The 17,927-nt window shown below is 63.0% G+C and carries 13 protein-coding genes; 7 read left to right on the top strand and 6 right to left on the bottom strand.

Annotation, left to right across the window (positions count from 1 at the left end):
• The 4 genes from EN804_RS08550 (at window position 1) to mgrA (ending at window position 4,234) form a co-directional block, all read left to right on the top strand.
• Window positions 1-1,098: an ABC transporter ATP-binding protein gene (locus EN804_RS08550; protein WP_135919154.1), complete on the top strand. Its 1,098-nt coding sequence runs from the start codon at window positions 1-3 to the stop codon at window positions 1,096-1,098.
• A gap of 55 nt (window positions 1,099-1,153) precedes the next feature.
• Window positions 1,154-1,900, top strand: coding sequence for a sugar phosphate isomerase/epimerase (locus EN804_RS08545; protein ID WP_135881429.1), 747 nt, complete (start codon window positions 1,154-1,156; stop codon window positions 1,898-1,900).
• An 11-nt stretch (window positions 1,901-1,911) separates the two neighbouring features.
• A complete protein-coding gene (locus EN804_RS08540; protein ID WP_135919153.1) occupies window positions 1,912-3,054 on the top strand; it encodes a Gfo/Idh/MocA family oxidoreductase in 1,143 nt (380 codons plus the stop codon).
• Window positions 3,055-3,187: 133 nt separating this feature from the next.
• Window positions 3,188-4,234 (top strand): L-glyceraldehyde 3-phosphate reductase, encoded by a 1,047-nt coding sequence (gene mgrA, locus EN804_RS08535; protein ID WP_135919152.1) that lies wholly within the window; start codon window positions 3,188-3,190, stop codon window positions 4,232-4,234.
• Window positions 4,235-4,307: 73 nt separating this feature from the next.
• On the opposite strand, the gene EN804_RS08530 is transcribed toward mgrA, so the two are convergent.
• Window positions 4,308-5,405 (bottom strand): trypsin-like serine protease, encoded by a 1,098-nt coding sequence (locus EN804_RS08530; RefSeq protein ID WP_135919151.1) that lies wholly within the window; start codon window positions 5,403-5,405, stop codon window positions 4,308-4,310.
• Window positions 5,406-5,803: 398 nt separating this feature from the next.
• On the opposite strand from EN804_RS08530, the gene EN804_RS08525 reads away from it, so the two are divergent.
• On the top strand, window positions 5,804-6,892 hold the full coding sequence (locus tag EN804_RS08525) for a serine protease (protein WP_135919150.1): 1,089 nt from the start codon (window positions 5,804-5,806) through the stop codon (window positions 6,890-6,892).
• 199 nt (window positions 6,893-7,091) lie between these two features.
• Window positions 7,092-8,924: a hypothetical protein gene (locus tag EN804_RS08520; protein WP_245511771.1), complete on the top strand. Its 1,833-nt coding sequence runs from the start codon at window positions 7,092-7,094 to the stop codon at window positions 8,922-8,924.
• A gap of 65 nt (window positions 8,925-8,989) precedes the next feature.
• Here EN804_RS08520 and amrB read toward each other — a convergent pair whose 3' ends face one another.
• The 5 genes from amrB to EN804_RS08490 form a co-directional block, all read right to left on the bottom strand.
• Window positions 8,990-10,645, bottom strand: a complete 1,656-nt coding sequence (gene amrB / locus EN804_RS08515) for an AmmeMemoRadiSam system protein B (protein WP_246693393.1) — start codon at window positions 10,643-10,645, stop codon at window positions 8,990-8,992.
• 209 nt (window positions 10,646-10,854) lie between these two features.
• Complete coding sequence (locus EN804_RS08505) at window positions 10,855-13,866, bottom strand: caspase family protein (protein WP_246693392.1); 3,012 nt, start codon at window positions 13,864-13,866, stop codon at window positions 10,855-10,857.
• Between the two features lie 11 nt (window positions 13,867-13,877).
• Window positions 13,878-14,585, bottom strand: coding sequence for a hypothetical protein (locus tag EN804_RS08500; protein WP_135919148.1), 708 nt, complete (start codon window positions 14,583-14,585; stop codon window positions 13,878-13,880).
• A complete protein-coding gene (locus tag EN804_RS08495) occupies window positions 14,582-14,962 on the bottom strand; it encodes a hypothetical protein (protein ID WP_135919147.1) in 381 nt (126 codons plus the stop codon). Before EN804_RS08495 ends, EN804_RS08500 begins: the two co-directional genes overlap by 4 nt.
• A gap of 114 nt (window positions 14,963-15,076) precedes the next feature.
• Window positions 15,077-17,278 (bottom strand): caspase family protein, encoded by a 2,202-nt coding sequence (locus EN804_RS08490; RefSeq protein WP_189524449.1) that lies wholly within the window; start codon window positions 17,276-17,278, stop codon window positions 15,077-15,079.
• A gap of 243 nt (window positions 17,279-17,521) precedes the next feature.
• Between EN804_RS08490 and EN804_RS08485 the strand changes: the two genes are divergently transcribed.
• Complete coding sequence (locus EN804_RS08485; RefSeq protein ID WP_127277494.1) at window positions 17,522-17,926, top strand: Fur family transcriptional regulator; 405 nt, start codon at window positions 17,522-17,524, stop codon at window positions 17,924-17,926.
• The last annotated feature ends 1 nt before the right edge of the window (window position 17,927 follow it).

Raw genomic sequence — 17,927 nt, 5'->3', positions numbered from 1 at the left:
ATGGCGGCGAACGGCACCAGCGTTTCGATCCAGGACTTGTCGCTGAACTTCGGCGCGGTCTCGGTGCTGCAGACGCTCAACCTCGATGTCGCCGAAGGCGAGTTCATCGTGCTGCTCGGACCTTCCGGCTGCGGCAAGTCGACCTTGCTCAACTGCATTGCCGGTCTGCTCGACATTTCGGAAGGCCGCATCTTCATCAAGGGCAAGAACGTCACCTGGGAAGAGCCCAAGGACCGCGGCATCGGCATGGTTTTCCAGTCCTATGCGCTCTATCCGCAGATGACGGTGGAGAAGAACCTGTCCTTCGGGCTGCGTGTCGCCGGCATCGCCAAGGACGAAATCGCCAAGCGCATCGCGCGTGCCGCCGAGATCCTGCAGATCGAGCCGCTTTTGCAGCGCAAGCCGGCGGCACTCTCGGGCGGCCAGCGCCAGCGCGTGGCGATCGGGCGGGCGCTGGTGCGCGATGTCGATGTCTTCCTGTTCGACGAACCGCTGTCCAATCTCGATGCCAAGCTGCGTTCGGAGCTGCGCGTCGAGATCAAGCTTCTGCACCGCAAGCTGCAGAACACGATGATCTACGTCACCCACGACCAGATCGAGGCGATGACGCTGGCCGATCGCATCGCGGTGATGAAGGGCGGTGTCATCCAGCAGCTCGACGCGCCGCAGACCATCTACAACCGTCCGGTCAACCGGTTCGTTGCAGGGTTCCTCGGCTCGCCGGCGATGAATTTCGTCGAGGGGCAGCTGGAGGCTGGCACGACGGCGGTGTTCAAGACCGGGAATTTGACCATACCGCTCGATCGCTACGGCTTCGACGGCGCCGGCAACAAGAGCGGGCCTTGCGTGTTCGGGATCCGGCCGGAGCACGTTGCCTTTGGCGAGGCCGCGAACTCCATGCCCTTCGCCACCGACGCCGCCGTCGAAATCGTCGAGCCGATGGGCTCCGACACGCTGGTGTGGACGAAGCTCGGCGACCGCAATTTCTCCTTCCGCGTCGAGGCGGAAAAGACGCTGCGCAATGGCGATCCGGTTCGGATCGGCTTTGACCCCGCCCGCGCCTCGCTGTTCGATATCCCATCCGGCAACCGCATGTAGCTCCCAAGAAGACCATCCTCCCAAAGACAATCCCCAAGCAGAACGGACAGAGACGATGAACTGGTCATTTCAACTTTACAGCGCCCGCAATTTCTTGCCTTGGACCGATGTGCTCGAAATGCTCGGCAAGCTCGGTTACGCCGAGGTCGAAGGCTTCGGCGGCGTCTATGACGATCCCAAGGCCTTCCGCGCCGAACTCGACAAGAACGGCCTTGCCATGCCGACCGGGCATTTTTCCATCGATGCGCTGGAGAAGGATTTCGACGGCGTGCGCCGGATCGCCGAAACGCTCGGCGTCAAGCTCTTGATCTGCCCCTATCTGATGGCGGAGGACAGGCCATCCGATACCGCCGGCTGGCGCGGCTTCGGCGAGCGCCTGGCCAAGGTCGGCGAGGTGGCCTCGAAGGCCGGCTATGGCTTTGCCTGGCACAACCATGATTTCGAGTTCAAGGCGCTCGCCGACGGTTCGCTGCCGCAGGATCATATCCTGTCGTCCGCCCCCGACATTGGCTGGGAAATGGACGTTGCCTGGGTGGTCCGCGGTGGCGCCGACCCGCTGCCCTGGATCGAAAAGCACGGCAAGCGCATCGTCGCCGTCCATGTCAAGGACATAGCGAAGCCGGGCGAGGGGCTGGATGAGGATGGCTGGTCGGATGTCGGCCACGGCACGATCGACTGGGCGGACCTGATCAAGGTGTTGCGGGCCAAGAGCGCGGCGAAATACTTTGTCATGGAACAGGACAATCCCAACGACATCGAGCGCTTCGCCCGCCGCTCGATCGCAACCGTCAAGAGCTACTAGGAACAACCACCATGGCAAAGAAACTGGGTATTGGCGTCATCGGCTGCGGCAACATCTCGAAGGCGTATTTCTCGCTGGCGCCGCTGTTTCGCGGCATCGAGATGCGCGCCTGCGCCGACATCAACATGGACGCGGCCAGGGCACGGGCGAAGGAATTCAAGCTCCGTGCCGAAACCGTCGAGGATCTGCTCAAGGCCGACGATATCGACATCATCGTCAACCTGACCATTCCGGCCGTGCACTACGAGGTGTCGAAGCAGGTGCTCGATGCCGGCAAGCACGTCTATTCGGAAAAGCCGTTCGTGCTGTCGCTCAAGGAGGGCCAGGACCTCAAGACGCGGGCCGAGAAGAAGGGGCTGCGCATCGGCTCGGCGCCGGACACGTTTCTCGGCGGCGCGCACCAGTTGGTGCGTGAGCTGATCGACGAGGGAAAGCTCGGCAGGATCACCAGCGGCACCTGCCATGTCATGGGCCATGGCATGGAACACTGGCACCCCAATCCGGACTTCTTCTTCCAGCCGGGTGCCGGGCCGGTGCTCGACATCGGACCGTACTACATCACCAATCTCATCCAGCTGATCGGGCCGGTGAAGCAGGTGGCGGCTTTCGCGACGACCCCCGCCAAGGAGCGGACCATCAGCTCCAAGCTGCGAGCGGGTGAAAAGATCCCGGTCAACACGCCGACCACCATTCACGGCCTGCTCGAATTCGAGAACGGCGCCGTGGTGACACTGAACACAAGCTGGGACGTCTGGGCTCATGGCCACGCGCCGATGGAGCTTTATGGCGAGGCCGGAACGGTGTTCGTGCCGGATCCGAACTTCTTCGGCGGCGACGTGCGCTTCACCGAAGAGGGCAAACCGGTCAAGAAGCAGCCGAAATGGAAGCATCCGCTGGGCATCCCCAATGAGATGCACGGCCAAGGCATGATGGCCAATTACCGCACGGCGGGCTTGGCCGACATGGCGCTGGCGATCGCCGAAGGGCGGCCGCACCGCTGCTCGATGGAACTCGCGCTGCATGCCGTCGATGTCATGACCGGCCTCCTGCGCTCCGGCGAAACCGGCAAGTTCGTCGCCATGCAGACCACATGCGAGCGTCCGGCCGCGCTTGGCGTCAAGCAAGCCAAGGATCTCCTGGCCAAGAAGAAGTAGTCGCGGAGATTATCGATAATTTTGCTTGCCCCCTCTCCCCGTTCCTCCGGGGAGGGGGTAAAGGATGGCGTACGGGCACGTTCATCGCCTCTGCGATGACGGTGCCCTGTCCGTTCAGATTCGAGGATTTCCCATGCCCTATATCGCCGCTGAAAACCGCTACGAAAACATGATCTACAACCGCTGCGGGCGGTCCGGCCTCAAGCTGCCGGCGATCTCGCTCGGGCTGTGGCACAATTTCGGCGACGACACGCCGCATCGGACCAAGCAGGCCATCGTCCGCAAGGCTTTCGACCTCGGCATCACCCATTTCGACCTCGCCAACAATTATGGTCCGCCGCCCGGCTCGGCGGAGACCGCTTTCGGCGAGATACTGCGCACCGATTTTTCCGCCTATCGCGACGAGCTGATCATCTCGACCAAGGCCGGCTACGAGATGTGGGCCGGTCCCTACGGCGAATGGGGCGGGCGCAAATACGTACTGGCCAGCCTCGACCAGAGCCTGAAGCGGATGGGGCTCGACTATGTCGACATCTTTTATTCGCACCGTTTCGATCCCGACACGCCGCTCGAAGAAACTATGGGCGCGCTCGACCATGCGGTGCGTTCGGGCAAGGCGCTCTATGCCGGCATCTCGTCCTACAATTCGCAGCGCACCCGCGAGGCCGCCGACATATTGAAGCAATTGGGCACGCCCTGTGTCATCCACCAGCCGAGCTATTCGATGTTGAACCGCTGGGTCGAGGAGGACGGGCTGCTCGACACGCTCGAAGGGCTCGGCGTCGGCTCCATCGTGTTTTCGCCGCTGGCGCAAGGCATGCTGACCGATAAATATCTCGGCGGCATTCCCGATGGCAGCCGGGCCTCCCAGGGCAAGTCGCTGAAGACGGCCTTCATCAACGACCGCACCATTGCCAACATCAAGTCGCTCAACGCGATCGCCGGCAAACGCGGCCAGACGCTGGCGCAGATGGCGCTGGCCTGGGTGTTGCGCAAGGGCAAGGTGACGTCGGCGCTGATCGGCGCCAGCCGGCCCGAGCAGGTCGAGGATTGCGTCGGCGCGCTCAAGGTGCTCGATTTCAGCGACGCCGAACTGGCCGAAATCGATACTTACGCGCGCGAGTCCGACATCAATCTGTGGGCGGCGTCCGCCGAGCGCAAAGGTCCGCCAAGGAAATAGGCTCGCTTGAAAGCCGGCAAATGAAAATGGCGGGATGTTCCCGCCGTTTCCATGGCAATCCGAAGCGGCCGGTTCAGGGCGACTTTGGCTTCTGGGCGGTGCCGAGTCCGGCCTTGGGCTTTTCCGGCGCCGGCGCGGAAGTCTTCATCTTGGCCTCGATCCAGCCGCTGTAGTTGGCCAGCCGCGTGTAGATGCCATAGGCGTCCTTGTGGCCGCAGGCAGCGCTGCCATCGGCCGGGCCTTCGCCCCAACTGACGACGCCGACCTGGATCGGGCCGCCGGCACCGGTCATGAACAGCGGTCCGCCGCTGTCGCCATTGCAGGCGTCACGCACGCCGCTCGTGGTGCCGGCGCAGATCATGTTGCTGGTCAGCGGGTCGGTCATGTCGGCGGCAATCGCGTTGGCCGCGGCATCGATGCCCTTTTCCGAATAGCGCATGCGGTGCGACAGGTCTCCGAGAGCCGCCTTCAGATCATGCGCATAGATGGCCTTGATGCCACTGTTGCAGGCGCCGTTTGGCTGCAGGTCGAGATCGGCGACCATCAGCGTGGTCGGGAAGGTGCCGTCCTGCATCTTGCCCCAGCCGGTGACGGTGGTCTTGCCGGTGTCGGGTGTCGCGTCATGGGTAAGCTTGATGGTCGGCGCATCGGCCGGGTCGGCGAGCCGGAGCAGGCCGAGATCGTTGTCGAGCGTCTGTTCGCTGTAGCCCTCGTTGACAATGACTTCGACAACCCTGTGCCGCTTGCCTTCGCTGAGATCCGTGGCACCGGTCAGCACGGTGACGGAATCGGGCGAGATCGGGCGGCCCTTGTCGTTGAGGCAGTGCGCCGCCGTCAGCACCCATCGCGGCGCGATCAGGCTGCCGCCGCAAAACTGCGCGTTGGCCTGAGAGGCCGGATTCTCGTCCAGCCTGGCGGTGGTGAGGAGTGCCACCTGGAAAGGATAGGCGCCCTTTTCAGCCTGATTGCCGCCATAGACGCGATCGGTGCCGTCAGGGTTCTCCGCCGCTGCCTTGGCCCTGGCATCGGTCACCCGCTGCATCGGCGAAACGGCCGCTTCCGGCCTGACGGCGGCCTCGTCCGCCTGGCCGGCGTTGATGAATGCAACGGCAGTGGCGATGCCAAGCAGCGATGCGGCAACGACCTGTCCGAACCGATTTGTGATGTGCACCTGAACCCCTCCTGAGACAATTCTCCCGCGCGGATCGACGCCGGGCATTGTGCAACCAGGGGCCGCCGGTTCGGCGATCGGACACGCACCGTATCGAACGGCGCGCGATCGGTCACAAAACCGAATTCCACTTTTGCTAACCGTGCCCGCGAGCAGAACCCGCACAAAACTCTATAGCCCCCACGGGCTACGTGGAAGCGATTTATCATTGCCAATCTTGGATTATTTTAGGCAGTATGTCGTGGCAGGGTCTTAGGCGGGGGCTTTAGATTGACCGAGGCAAACAACGATCCGGTACGTTCGCCGATAGCCTTTGCCGATTTTTCAACACCACCACGATCTCGACAATATTTCTGTATTTTGATCCAGTCCTTGCTGACTTTTGGGAGAGTCTCACCATGACAAAACTGACAAAGCTTATGATTGCGTCCGCATTGCTTTCCACCGCAATGTTGGCGGTCCCTGCTTTCGCCGCCGATCCTGGCTCCGCCAGTGCCGGCAATGGCGAAAGTATGCGGGACGTGACTTCGGGCGACTACAAGCCGGGGCGGGCCAAGCCGATCGCGCCGCCAACGCTGACTGACGAAGACAACCGGGCCGCGCCGATCACCGACGAGAAAGCGGCTGTCAAATCCTATGGCATCATCGGACGTTCCGCCGATGGCAAGGAGATCAAGATCGAACCGAGCGAAGCGCTGCGGGAGATCATCATCAAGGAACTGAATGCGCCGGCCAATGGCGCCGAGGGCGGCCCGCGCAAGACCGAGGACCCTGACCTTGGCGAAGGCGAAGCCGGACGTCAGGTTTTCGGCACCGACGATCGTGAGCAGGTCAAGAACACCAAAACCTATCCGTTCTCGGCGATCGGCTATCTCGAAGCCAAGTCGAAGACCGGCTATGGCAGCTGTTCGGCAACGCTGATCGGCCCGCGCACCGTGCTCACCGCCGCGCACTGTCTCTACAGCCACGAGGACAAGGACTGGCTCTCCGACTACCTGTTCGTGCCGGGCCTCAATGGCAGCACCGCCGATGACGCTCCGTTCGGCGCCTTCGAATACGAAAGCGCCTATGTGCTGCAGGGCTTCATCGACAACTACCAGGGCTATTACGGTTCGGTGATCCCGTGGGATCTCGGCATCATCACGCTGAAGCAGGATGTCGGCACCAATCTCGGCTGGCTGGGCTACGCCAACTATGACGATCTCGGCGACTTCACCGCCAACCTCGTCGGCTATCCCGGCGACAAGCCGATGGGTACGATGTGGAAGGCGAGCTGCGAAGTCCATGCCGAAAACATCGCTCCGGAGTATTTCCAGTATGACTGCGATACTTTCCCGGGGTCGAGCGGCAGCTCGGTCTATGCCTATGACACCAAGTCCAAGCAGCGCATCATTACCGGCGTCAACGTGGCGGAAAGCCCTGAGGCCAACACCGCCGTGCGCCTGAACGCCGCCAACGTCCAGTGGATCAACAGCCTCTACAAATGACGGCTGCCGACGGTCGCGGCGCGTGCCGCGACAGAGAAACAAAGAACCGGCGGCGGGACGTTCCCGCCGCCGGTTTTCTATGTGATGGCGTGCACGGTCGGAGCCGTCACTTGCGCCAGCCCACCGGCACGATTACGCTTGGTCATCCAAGGGGTTGGGCGTTGAGGGGTGGGATATGGCAAGGCCAGGAATCTTCGCAATGAGGGCAATGGCTGCCGCTCCCCTGCTGGCGGCGTTGATGTTGTCGGCATCTCTTACCGGACAGGCCTTCGCCAACGGAGGCAGTTCGCAGCCAGCCGGCGCCTGGGCGGAGCGCGTGCAGGTCCTCTATCAGAGCCGGACGCGTTCGGTGCTGCGCAGGATGGTGCGGGTGTGGGATTTCCAACCGGAAAAAAATCTCGACTTCACCTGGGAGCCGGCCGCTGGCCAGTCTCCCGATCGGACGATCGCCGAAGACGGCACCGTCAACGGCAAGGGCCGCCTGGTCTGGCGCGTGCGCGGCTCTGCGAACTATGACCCGAAGACCGTCTATTCCAGTTATTTTGGCTCCGTCAGGAACGGCCGGCTGGATGGGCAAGGGCGGCTCGAGCTTCGTTCGGGCGAGGTCTTCGACGGGCTGTGGCTTGAGGGAGAATTCAACGGAAAGGGCATCCATATCGATGCCGAGGGCAACCGCTATGAAGGCCAGTTCGTCGCTGGCGTCGCGAATGGCGAAGGCCGGCTCATGTCGAAGACCGGCGAAATATTCGCCGGCTCCTTTGTCGACGGATTGAAGAACGGCAAGGGTCGGACCCGGCTCGCCGGCGGCACGGTCTATCAATCGCAATGGGTGATGGGCAAGGAGGTCGGCAGCTCGCGTCCAGACGTGCTGGCCGATGCCCGGGTCGGCGGCCTTTTGAAGGCGCAGACCGGCGGCGGCGACGCCGACAAGGTCGAGATCGGGGTCGTGGTGGATCAACGTATGACGCAGCAATCCGACATGCAGTACCAGCACCTGGTGCGCGACGAGGACATCGCGATCTATCCGCAGGCGGATGAGGACAATGACAGCTGGAACGGCACCGGGCAGGTTACGACCAGCAATGTCTTTGGCCGCAAGGATTGGGACGAAGCGCCGGCCTTCGCCGAGGTCGACCTCAAAACGACGGACCAATCCAAAGTCAGGCTCGACCGCCTGGAAATGAAGGTCGCCTCGAGCGATGCCTACCGCAAGCCGATGCTGTCGATATCGGAGCATTTCGGCTGTGTCGGCTTCCGGCCGGATTTCTCGATCATCAACAATGGCTGGGGCGACGCCAAGGACATGAAAATGTCCATCCAGTTCACGACCGTGGACGAGGATGGCAATCCCAGCGGCCAGCCAAGCCGTATGTTCAGCAAGGACATTGGCAGTTTCGGCGAGGGCGTCGACGTGTCGATCAAGAGCGTGCTCACTGAAGCCGGCGTCGACACCGCCAGCCTGGAGACGGGGCGGTTTCCCTGTCCGTCGGTGGACAGTCTCAATGTCTGCCGCAGCCAGTTGGCCAACAAGATCAAGTTCGGCGAGGTCGCCGACTATCTCGGCAATATGCAGCAGGCGATGACACTGAATGCGATCGGCAAGCTCGATTATTCCTGGACAGATGACGAAGGTCATATCAATCAGAACAGCGAGCCGTTTCGCACCTCGGTGACCGTGGCGGTTTTCGAGACCCCGGAATCGATGGCCGAATGCGGCGATGGCGGTGGCGGCACACCGGAAGCGATGCGCTACCAGAACATCGAGTTTCCAATCGGCAAGCACGACTACACGATCGCCATGCCGGTGCGCGGCAACAAGAACATCAGCGCCTATACGGCGCGGCTGAAGATGTGGTCGTCGATGTCGTCCATCCACAACTTCAGCATCGCCGCGCATTTCGCCGATGGCAGCGTTCGCGAGAGCAAGCCGGTGACCTTCTTCTATTTCAAGCCAAAGCGGTCGCTGTTCGAGACCAAGACCGAGCCGGCGGCGTGTTATCTGCCACGCGACATGGTCGGCTGCAGCGGTTAGGACGTATCGATATTCAGGTGATGCCGGCCCGATCTTAAGCCTGGCGCATCCTGATCCAGGAACGGCTATTTGCGGCCCATCTCGAAATAGTTGGGCAGGGGAATGAGCCGGGCGAAGATCGTGCCCTGGGGAAAGACGCGCAGTTCCAGCATCGATCCGGACGAGCGTTCCGCCTTCTGGTCAAATAGGAAATTGCCGAGCGAATAGACTTCAGCCACATCGCCGCCGCCGAGCGGCACGATTGCCTCGCTCGACACATGCGGATGGCCGCCGACGATGGCCGACACACCGCGCAGCCGCATCTGGTCGGCGAGCATCTCTTCGCGCGCCGACGGCTCGGTCTTGTATTCGCGGCCCCAGTGGACGAAGGCGACCACCGGGCGTTCCGCATTTTCGTGCAGCAGGCGGTCGAGCAAGGCTGGGGTGAGCAGGTCGCTGTTCTTCGAGCCGTTGGTGTCGATGTCAGTCAGGCCGACCAGGTCGAGATCGGCGAGCGCCAGCGTCTCGCCCTGGGCGACATGGGGGATGCCGGCTTCGTCCAGCGCCTGCAGCGTCTCGGCATAGCCGGACGGGCCGAGATCGTAGGCATGGTTGTTGGCGAGGCTCACGCCGGCGACATGCAGCCGCTTCAGCATGTCGACAGCGAGGCCCTCCAGCATCGCCAGCGTCATATCGTCGATGGCCTCCGGCACGTTGGGCAGGATGACGCCTTCGAGATTGACGATCAGCGGCCGCGAGTTGGTCAGCGACAGGATGCTGTCGACGATGCGGTCGGCAACACCGTCGCGGACCAAAATCTTCTTCATGGCGCGGCCGAAATTCACGTCGCCGGCGAGATAATAGATTTTGTCCTTGGGCCGTGTGGGGTTGTTGAAGCCGGGGCCGAAAGCGCCGAACAGCGCCACCACATAGCTGGTGGTGCGCTCGACATAATCCGATGTGTGTTCCTGCGAGTTCTCATTGGCGACGACCAGCGGCAGGGCGCCGAACAATTCGCGCTGCAGCCTGGTCTGGATGTAGAGCGCGCCGACGGAATCGGCATGATCGGGCTGGCGCAGTGCCGCGATGCCGTCGAGCGAGCTGGCGGCCAGCATGTTGAGCGACTGCTGGTCGAAACGGCGTGCCTCATGCTGCGGCAGATAGTGCGAGAAGTCGGTGGATTCGACGATCAGCGTGTCGTGGTCGACAATTGTCTTAAGTGCCTCGGCAAGCCTGTCCCAGTCGCGGCGCCGCGCCTTCACCGACATCGCCACCGGCACGATTTTCGCCTCGGGGAAATAGTGGTGCAGGAAAGGCAGCATGGCACGTACGCCATGCTCCTTGTCGAACAGGCAGGACTCCTCGACCATGTCGCTGTTCTTCTCCAGAAGCCGCACGGCATCGGTGTCGGCTTCCACCGGACCAAGCACGGTGTCGAAGCCGCGCATGGAAGTGGCGTAGAGCTTGCGCGTCTTGTGGAAATGGTCCGGCGACAAGATGACGATGCGTTTGTAGCGGAAGCCCGAAGCGGCATGGAAACCCAGCGCCACCAGGTCGGCGGCCAGCAGATGATGCGGCACGGTGATGCCGGTCAGTCGCTGATTGGATGGCTGGACCTCGGCCGCGCTGGCGATGGCATTCTCGAACAGCTTGGCGTCGTCGTAGAAGGGCGGGAAATTCTCGGCGCCGGGCGGGCAGACGACAGGGGCGGCGAAGGCTGGGAGAGGGAGGAAGAACAGCATTGCCATAGCCGGCCAGATTCGCGCGAGGCGACCCCCCTCTGTCCTGCCGGACATCTCCCCCTCAAGGGGGGAGATTGAACGCTTCGGCCTTGGTACCAGTCTTGCTGCATTGAAGATTGGCGAAAGCAGCAATGTCAGCCAATCTCCCCCCTTGAGGGGGAGGTGTCCGGCAGGACAGAGGGGGGTCCCTTGGCGCCGACGTTTGATGGTCACGGCTCGGCCAGCACGATGTTTTCCACGCCGCCGACATAATAGAACGGCTTCTGCTTCGAAGCGGTCAGCCGCACCACTTCGCGCGAGATGAAATCGGCAAGCCCGAACAATGTGACGCCGCCATCCGAGGTTCTCGCCTTGCCGCGCAGGCCCTCGAGAATCGAATAGGTGAAGACGCCGTGGCCGAGTTCGGGCAATTCGGCGGCGGTGTTGTTGGCGGCGGTGGCCGAGAAAACGACGATGCGCGCGTCCTCAGCGTCCTTCTCCAGGCGCGGATTGAAGGCGTTGGCGGCGTGGCAGGTGTCGAGCAGCATGAAGCGCATGCCCTTGGCCCGCTCGACCGATTTCTGGATGTCGGACCAATCCACCAGCGAGGAGCGCTTCCAACGCTCGGCGTCCTGTTTGCGGCCATCGGTCGGGATGAAATAGTAATCCTCGTCGATGTTGATGCCGTGGCCGGCGACGAAGACGATGGTGGTGTCGTGCTCACCGGGTCTGTCGAGGAAATCCGCGAGCTGGTCGTCGATCGTGTGCGAATCCGGCTCCATGACGGTGTCGGCGCTGGCGACGGTGTAGGTCTGCCGCGCCTTGTCGGGGCTGAGCGCTTCGCGATTGACCAGCACCAGTGTCTCCATCGATGAGAACAGGGGCGCCGATTTTTGCGCAACCACCTTGAGGAATTCAGTGGCGTCGTCGACGGGGTAGCGCAGGTCGCAGGCATGGCCCGAACAGGCGTCGGTCAGGAACGGATATTTGTCGACACCGACGACCGCGACATAGAGCTTGCCCTTGGCTTGGGCCTTCTCGGCCTTCCTTGCCAGCGTCGTCACGCTGCGCTCGGTCAGATAGCCGTATTCATTGGTGCCGGTGATGCGAATGGTGTTTTGGCCATCCTCGACCGGAACCTCGACGATGGTGTTGTTGCCGTCCACCGAGCGGGCGGTGACGTCGCCGACATTGCGGCTGTTCGAAAGGATCGAGAAGCCGGCGGCATCAGCGCCGGCCTCCCTGGCGCCCGTGATTTCGACCGCGACGTAGCCGTCTCGCACCTTGCTCTGATCGCCGGCGAGGCGGATGCCGAACTCCGGCGGCTTGCGCTGGAGAAGCTTCTGCAACTCGTCGTCGACGCCGGGCCGCATCTCCTTGACCGCCTGCCTGGCGCTGCGCAGGATGATGGCGCGGCGCACCATTTCCGGGCTCCAGAGGTATTTCTTCAGCTGGCCGGCGCGGATGAAGCGGCCTTCATGGTCGCGACCCTGGTTGACGTGCCAGCCGATCAGCTTGTCGCCCTCGTCGGAGGAATAGTAATAGCCCTGCGGCATCCAGGCGATCCATTGCGACCCGGCAAAAAACATCGACACGATCAGTTCGTGCGTCTTCAGGTTCCAGAGCCGGAGCGTCTGGTCGGCACTGCCGGTGACCAGCAGGCTGGCCTTTTCGGAGGCGACCATAGCGTTGACCTCGCCGGTGTGGCCGGTGAATTCACCTGATACCCTGGCGGTCGCGGATTTGTACTCCAGCAGCGTGCCGTCATTGCCGCCGGTGATCAGGCCAAGCCCGTTGTCGATCAGCGTGAAGGCGGAATGGGCAAAGCCGTTGGTGGCGTCGTTCTCGATCGTGCGCACGACCTTACCGCCATTGGCGATTTCCAGCACTGCGTTTTCCAGCGCGTCCTTGCCGCCGACCGTGGCGTGCAGCGACCACTGGCCGCTGGTCAGTGTGGCGCGGGCAAACGAGTTTTGCTCCGTCAGCAGCTGGGGGTCGTCGAAGAACCGCTCGGCGGTCGGCAGTTCCAGCTTCTTTTCCAGCGCGCCCATTTGTTCCGGGCAGGCGACGCGCTCGGGGCAGGGGTTGGCATCGCCCCAGCCGATGATGCCGTTCGCCGCGTCGATGCCGACCGCGGTCACCGGCTCCCCCGATCCTTGCAGCAGGGCCTTGCGTTCACCCGTCGCCGGGTCCCAGACCTGGATGGCGTTGCGGGTACCGCCGGCCGTCGCCACCAGCGACCCGTCGGCATTGGCGGCGCTGGCGTAGACTGTGCCGTCATGGCCGGCATAGTCGAGCAGCTTGTCTCCAGTGTCGGTGTTCCAGACGATGGAGCGGTGCTTGTTGGCGCAGCGGTAGCCGCAGGAAGCGATCAGACGTGACCCCTTGGCGAAGTTCAGCGAACCGATGAGGAAATCCTGCTTCGGCATGGCGCGCACCAGAGTGCCATCAGCCGCACGCCAGATTTGGACCTGCCCGTCCTTGCTGCCGGTGCCAAACTGGCTGCCGTCCTGCGAAACGGCCAGCGCCATGACGCTGACGTCCCGCAGCTGCTCCGCTTCGGCGGGTAAGGCGATCTGCTCGCCCTTCGTGATGTCCCAGAGCCGGATGCCATTGTCCGTCGTTGTCGCCGCCAGTCGGGTTCCCACCGCGGCGAAAGCCAGTTTGTCGATATGCCAGGAATCGGCGTCGAGCTTTTTGTCCAGCGTCCATCCGGCCGTGGATTTGTCGTCCAGCCTCCAGAGATAGACGACGCCATCGGCGCCACCGCCGGCCAGCATCTTTCCATCGGGAGAGAAGGCAAGGTCATAGGTCGCGTAGTCGGCTGCCTTGAGTACGGCCTTCATCTTGCCGGTGGCGAAGTCGAACAGCCTAATGTCGCCATAGGGCGGCCTGTCGCCGAGACCAGCGCCGAAATAGCCGCCGGCGGCGATCGTCTTGCCGTCCGGCGAGACCGCGACCGCGAAGATCTTGCCGTCGTTGCCGTTGCCGAGATAGCCACGGATGGTGCGCAGGCTGACGCCGTTTTGCCAGTCCCAGATACGGATGGTCTTGTCGTCGGAGGCCGAGACGAGGTTCTCGCCATCGGGCGTGAAGGCGAGATCGGTGACCCGCGCGCTGTGGCCGCCAGTGTCGAGATCGAGGTGGAAATCCGGGGCGTCCTCGGCACGGGCGACCGACGCGGCGACCAAGGCTCCAGCCATGGCGAGCCAGCGGAAGGCACGCATGAGGCGGAGGCTCATCCTTGTCATCGTTATTTGGCTTCAGCCGACGGTCGCCCGCTGCGCACATAGGCTTCGATCGCCGTGGCGAAAGTGGGGGAGCCGGCCTTGCGCTGTTTGTCGACATAGCCGGCAAAGTAACTCCAGAAGGAGACGGCATAGTCGCGGAAATAGGCGTCGGTCACCTTGCGCGAACACAGGTCGCCATCGACGCAGAAGGAGAGCCGGTTGAGGAAATAGACGATGCGGTCGAAATTCTCGCTGAAGTCGGCGAGCGGCATGTCGCCGCCGGAAGCGCTCATCGCCTCGATGCCGATACGTTGCCGGAATACCTGCTCCTCGGTCGGCGAAGGGTTGGCGCTGAGCAGATTGTCGTATTTGGAATTGAGGGCCGCGAGGCGATCCTTGAGTGCCCGTTGCGCCTGCTGATAATCCTTGGTCTCCCAAAGCTCGACCAGCGACATGGTCTGCTCGACGCGCTTCTGCTCCTGGTTGGCCAGGAACTGATAGACCGAGAATGCCAAGGTGAAGATGATGGCGAAGCGCACCAGCATGCCCGACCAGGCATAGACCAGCATGCGCCAGTCGCGGTCGGTGAAGGGGTTGCTTTCCTTCTTGATCTCATGACTGCTCAGCCACGGGAAGCCTTCGGTGGTTTCCGGCAGCGCCTGCTTCGCAGCCGCCTCCTTTGCCGGTGTCACTGCTGCTGCCTGCTTCGTCGTGCCCCCCGGCTTCTTCATTTGCAGCTATCCAGTTCGATGGTGGCGGAGGGATCGAGCACCACGCCCGGCGCTTCGAGCTGCTTCTTCAGGCACGCCAGTTGCGGGCGCGAGACAATGAACTGCACGTCCGGTTCCGCCGGCGCCTTGTTCGGCGATGGCAAGGCTTCGACGATGCCGCGCGAGGCGCAGCCCGAGAGATCGACGACGATCGCGTCGCTGCTGGCCTTGGCGATCTGGTCGTACTGGTCGAGAAAGCAGGTCGCCAGTTCCGAATTGATGACCACCTGCTTGGCGCAGAGGCCGCAGGCGTCCTGCGCCGACGCGTCGGCAACCAGCAGCAGGCCGGCGACGATGCCGCCAACCGTGGCACTCCAGGAAAATAGGCTATAGCTCACGAACCACCCCATCCATTCCGCCGGCCGTGTCACGTCCCAACGCGTCGGCCAAAAGTTTTCACCCCATCGTGCCGGCAGTGCAAGGCCCGGCCATGAACACCCGCGCCTGAATTCTCAGGCGCGGGGCACCGTCTCCATCGGGAAGATCATCACCGCTCCCTTCGGGCCGCTCTTGTCGGCAAGCCGCATCACCGATCGCGTCGACGGCGCCATGCCGATATCGGCGAGCATGTCGGAGAAGCTGGCGGGACCTATCCCGCGCGTCATCGACGCGACACCGTCCTGCGCCAGGAAGCTCAGATCCTCCTTTTCGCTTTCCGGCGGCGCCTCGGTCAGCACCGCGATCATCCGCTCCATGCCGAAGCTGGTGTCGGTGAAGGCGAGCAACCCTTCCTCCAGCGTGGCCTGCGGGGCGAGGCGCTCGGCAACGATGTGGGTGATCGAATAATCGCTGCCGACGTAGAGCACATTGATGTCGACCAGCTGGTCCGAGCTGTTCTTTGCCAGCACATGCACTTCGTCGCCAGGTGAGACGCGTGGCACTACCGAGGCCTGCAACGGCTCCAGCCCGTCCTTGTCACGACGCTTGACCTGGAATTGCACGTCGACATCCTCGGGCTTGTAGTCGGAGGCCGCCGCCAGCCTGGAAAGCCCGGTGGCGCGGAAGATGGTGCGCAAATTCCTGGCCGTCGCATCGACAAGCTTCTGGCGGTCGTCGGGGTGGATGATGATCAGGGGCGGCCTCCCGCCATCCTTCAAGGTCACGTCGCCCGAAGCCGGCAGGAACCACAGGGCCGGCTTGCCGGTTGCGTTCCCGTCGGCGCCGGCAATGGCATTCTCGCGCATCACCGCGAAGCGAAGTTCGGCGCTCTTGCCCGGATCGACCAGTTCGATGTTGAAGCCCGTCTCCTTGGCCGCGGCCAATTCGTCGAGAACCGAGTTCACGAGTACCGTTTCCGTCTCCAGTCCCTTGGTCGGGGCCGGTCGTGCAACGGCGAGCTTGTAGTCGACGGCGATCTCCGCCACCCGGGCATAGGCATTGGAGGGGATATCAGCCACCTTGAGCGCGGGCTTCTTGTCGAACTCGACCGGCCTGACCCGGCTCTCCAGGTTCTTGGCTGACTCCACCTCGAGATAGCCGACGGCGTCGGATAGCGACGACAGCGCCGACGGCAGGATGGCGAGCTTGCTGCCGGGGGTGAGGCGGTGCAGCAGGCCGGCGCCGATCGACGCCTCGCCGTCCTTGATGGTAACGGGCCATTGCATGACCGCATCCGTCTTGTCGGTGCCGAACACGCGCGCATCGAGTTCGCCTTCGAACAGCGGCGTCGGCCGGGTACGGCTGTCGGCCGAATATTGCTGCAGCACGGCCTGGCCGAGCTGCCGGTAGGTGACGTTGGGGTTTTCGGCGAGCTTCGACAGGATGGTGAAAGTGAAGAGGCCGAAGCGTGGCGCATCGGCCGTGCCCTTGGGCAGCGGCATCTCCGGTGTCGTCTCGACCGTCTGCGCGGCATAGAAGGCGACCAACTTGCCCTTGGTGATCGGCTCGCCGCCAGTCGGCGACAGGTTGAAGGCCGGCTTGCGCTGGCCATTCTCGTCGAGGCCGCGCGATGCGCTTGCGACGGTGTTCTCATACGCCTTGATGGCTGCCGCCCTGGCCGCCTCGTCGCCACCGACCAGGTCGGCGAACTCGACCTTGCGATCCAGCTCGTCATCGACATCGACGGCGCGGGTGGCGGTGCCGGAATGGCAGCAGTCGAACACCGCCCAGACGAAGGCGCCCTTGTCGCGGATGGCATCGAGCGCGTCGCCGATCTCATTGTCGACCAGCGCATTCGGCACGCCGGCATCCCTGTTGATCCACTTCTCGATGTCGACGGGCAGGAAAATTTCGTCGAGTCCGTCGGTCTCGTCGCCCTTGACCCTCTCGGGCTGCTGGGCGCCGTGGCCGGACAGATGCAGGTAGACAAAGTCGTCGCGCTGAACCTTGGCGCCGAGGTCGGCCAGTGCCGTCATGATCGCGGCATGGGTCGGCAAGCCCTTGGCGCCGGGCACGTCCTTGGCCAGCAGCGTGACGTTTTCCGGCGCGAATCGCACCGGATCGGGCACGTTCTTCAGCAGGTATTCGTGCACCAGGGCGGCATCGTTCTTCGGCCCGATAAGCCAGTTTCTCTGGGGCAAGGCCGGATATTCGGTGCAGGCGACGAGCAGCGCATGGTAGGTGCGCGACGCGGCCAACGCCCGGAACGAAATCGTGCCGGCAGCCATCAGCGCGGACGTGCCGACAAGCAGCGTCCGGCGTGTCAATTTGATCATATTGCTTCCCCAAGCCCGATCGAATTTCCCAAGCGAGACTATCCTCGTCGAGGATTTTGGCAGTATTTTGAATGTCGCTCCGTCATCAAGCCTGCCATCACCAATGTGCCGGCATGTCATCGATCGGCTCGGGACAGCAACAGAAGAGTAGCAAAGAAGGCGGTTCGTCGCTATCTGAATGGGATCAGGCCGTTTGCGTCAGCAAACAGCCTTGGATGGCGCAGGGCAGGCTGGAACAGAACCATGGCGGCAAGGGATGTGCTGACGAAAAACCAGTTGTGCGTGCTCGAGAAACTCGAGACCGCCAGCGGGCCGCTCAGCGCCTACACCTTGCTCGATCAGCTGCGCGAGCGCGGTTTTCGGGCGCCGCTACAAGTCTATCGGGCGCTCGACACGCTGGTGAAATCAGGCTTCGTGCATCGGCTGGAGAGCATCAACTCCTTCGTCGCTTGCGCCGAGCCGCACGACCACAGCCACTCGATGACCGCCTTCGCCATTTGCGACAGCTGCGGGCAAGTGACCGAAATGTCCGATCACGACGTCGACCACCGGCTGAACGAATGGGTCAACTCGACCGGCTTCGCCGCCAGGAAGGCGGTGATCGAATTTCGCGGGACCTGCGCGAAATGCCGCGCTGAGGCCGCCTAAC

Origin of the sequence: Mesorhizobium sp. M8A.F.Ca.ET.161.01.1.1 (assembly GCF_004792105.1) — a bacterium.
In the GTDB taxonomy this organism is placed as follows: Bacteria; Pseudomonadota; Alphaproteobacteria; order Rhizobiales; family Rhizobiaceae; genus Mesorhizobium.
This window is presented reverse-complemented; position numbering and strand designations above follow the sequence as displayed.

Excerpts from the sequence above, each read along its gene's own strand:
- EN804_RS08520 (WP_245511771.1), top strand. The coding sequence starts at position 7,092 with ATGAGGGCAATGGCTGCCGCTCCCCTGCTGGCGGCGTTGATGTTGTCG.
- EN804_RS08540 (WP_135919153.1), top strand. The coding sequence starts at position 1,912 with ATGGCAAAGAAACTGGGTATTGGCGTCATCGGCTGCGGCAACATCTCG.
- EN804_RS08490 (WP_189524449.1), bottom strand. The coding sequence starts at position 17,278 with ATGATCAAATTGACACGCCGGACGCTGCTTGTCGGCACGTCCGCGCTG.
- EN804_RS08505 (WP_246693392.1), bottom strand. The coding sequence starts at position 13,866 with ATGAGCCTCCGCCTCATGCGTGCCTTCCGCTGGCTCGCCATGGCTGGA.
- EN804_RS08550 (WP_135919154.1), top strand. The coding sequence starts at position 1 with ATGGCGGCGAACGGCACCAGCGTTTCGATCCAGGACTTGTCGCTGAAC.
- EN804_RS08485 (WP_127277494.1), top strand. The coding sequence starts at position 17,522 with ATGGCGGCAAGGGATGTGCTGACGAAAAACCAGTTGTGCGTGCTCGAG.
- EN804_RS08525 (WP_135919150.1), top strand. The coding sequence starts at position 5,804 with ATGACAAAACTGACAAAGCTTATGATTGCGTCCGCATTGCTTTCCACC.
- mgrA (WP_135919152.1), top strand. The coding sequence starts at position 3,188 with ATGCCCTATATCGCCGCTGAAAACCGCTACGAAAACATGATCTACAAC.
- EN804_RS08500 (WP_135919148.1), bottom strand. The coding sequence starts at position 14,585 with ATGAAGAAGCCGGGGGGCACGACGAAGCAGGCAGCAGCAGTGACACCG.
- amrB (WP_246693393.1), bottom strand. The coding sequence starts at position 10,645 with ATGCTGTTCTTCCTCCCTCTCCCAGCCTTCGCCGCCCCTGTCGTCTGC.
- EN804_RS08545 (WP_135881429.1), top strand. The coding sequence starts at position 1,154 with ATGAACTGGTCATTTCAACTTTACAGCGCCCGCAATTTCTTGCCTTGG.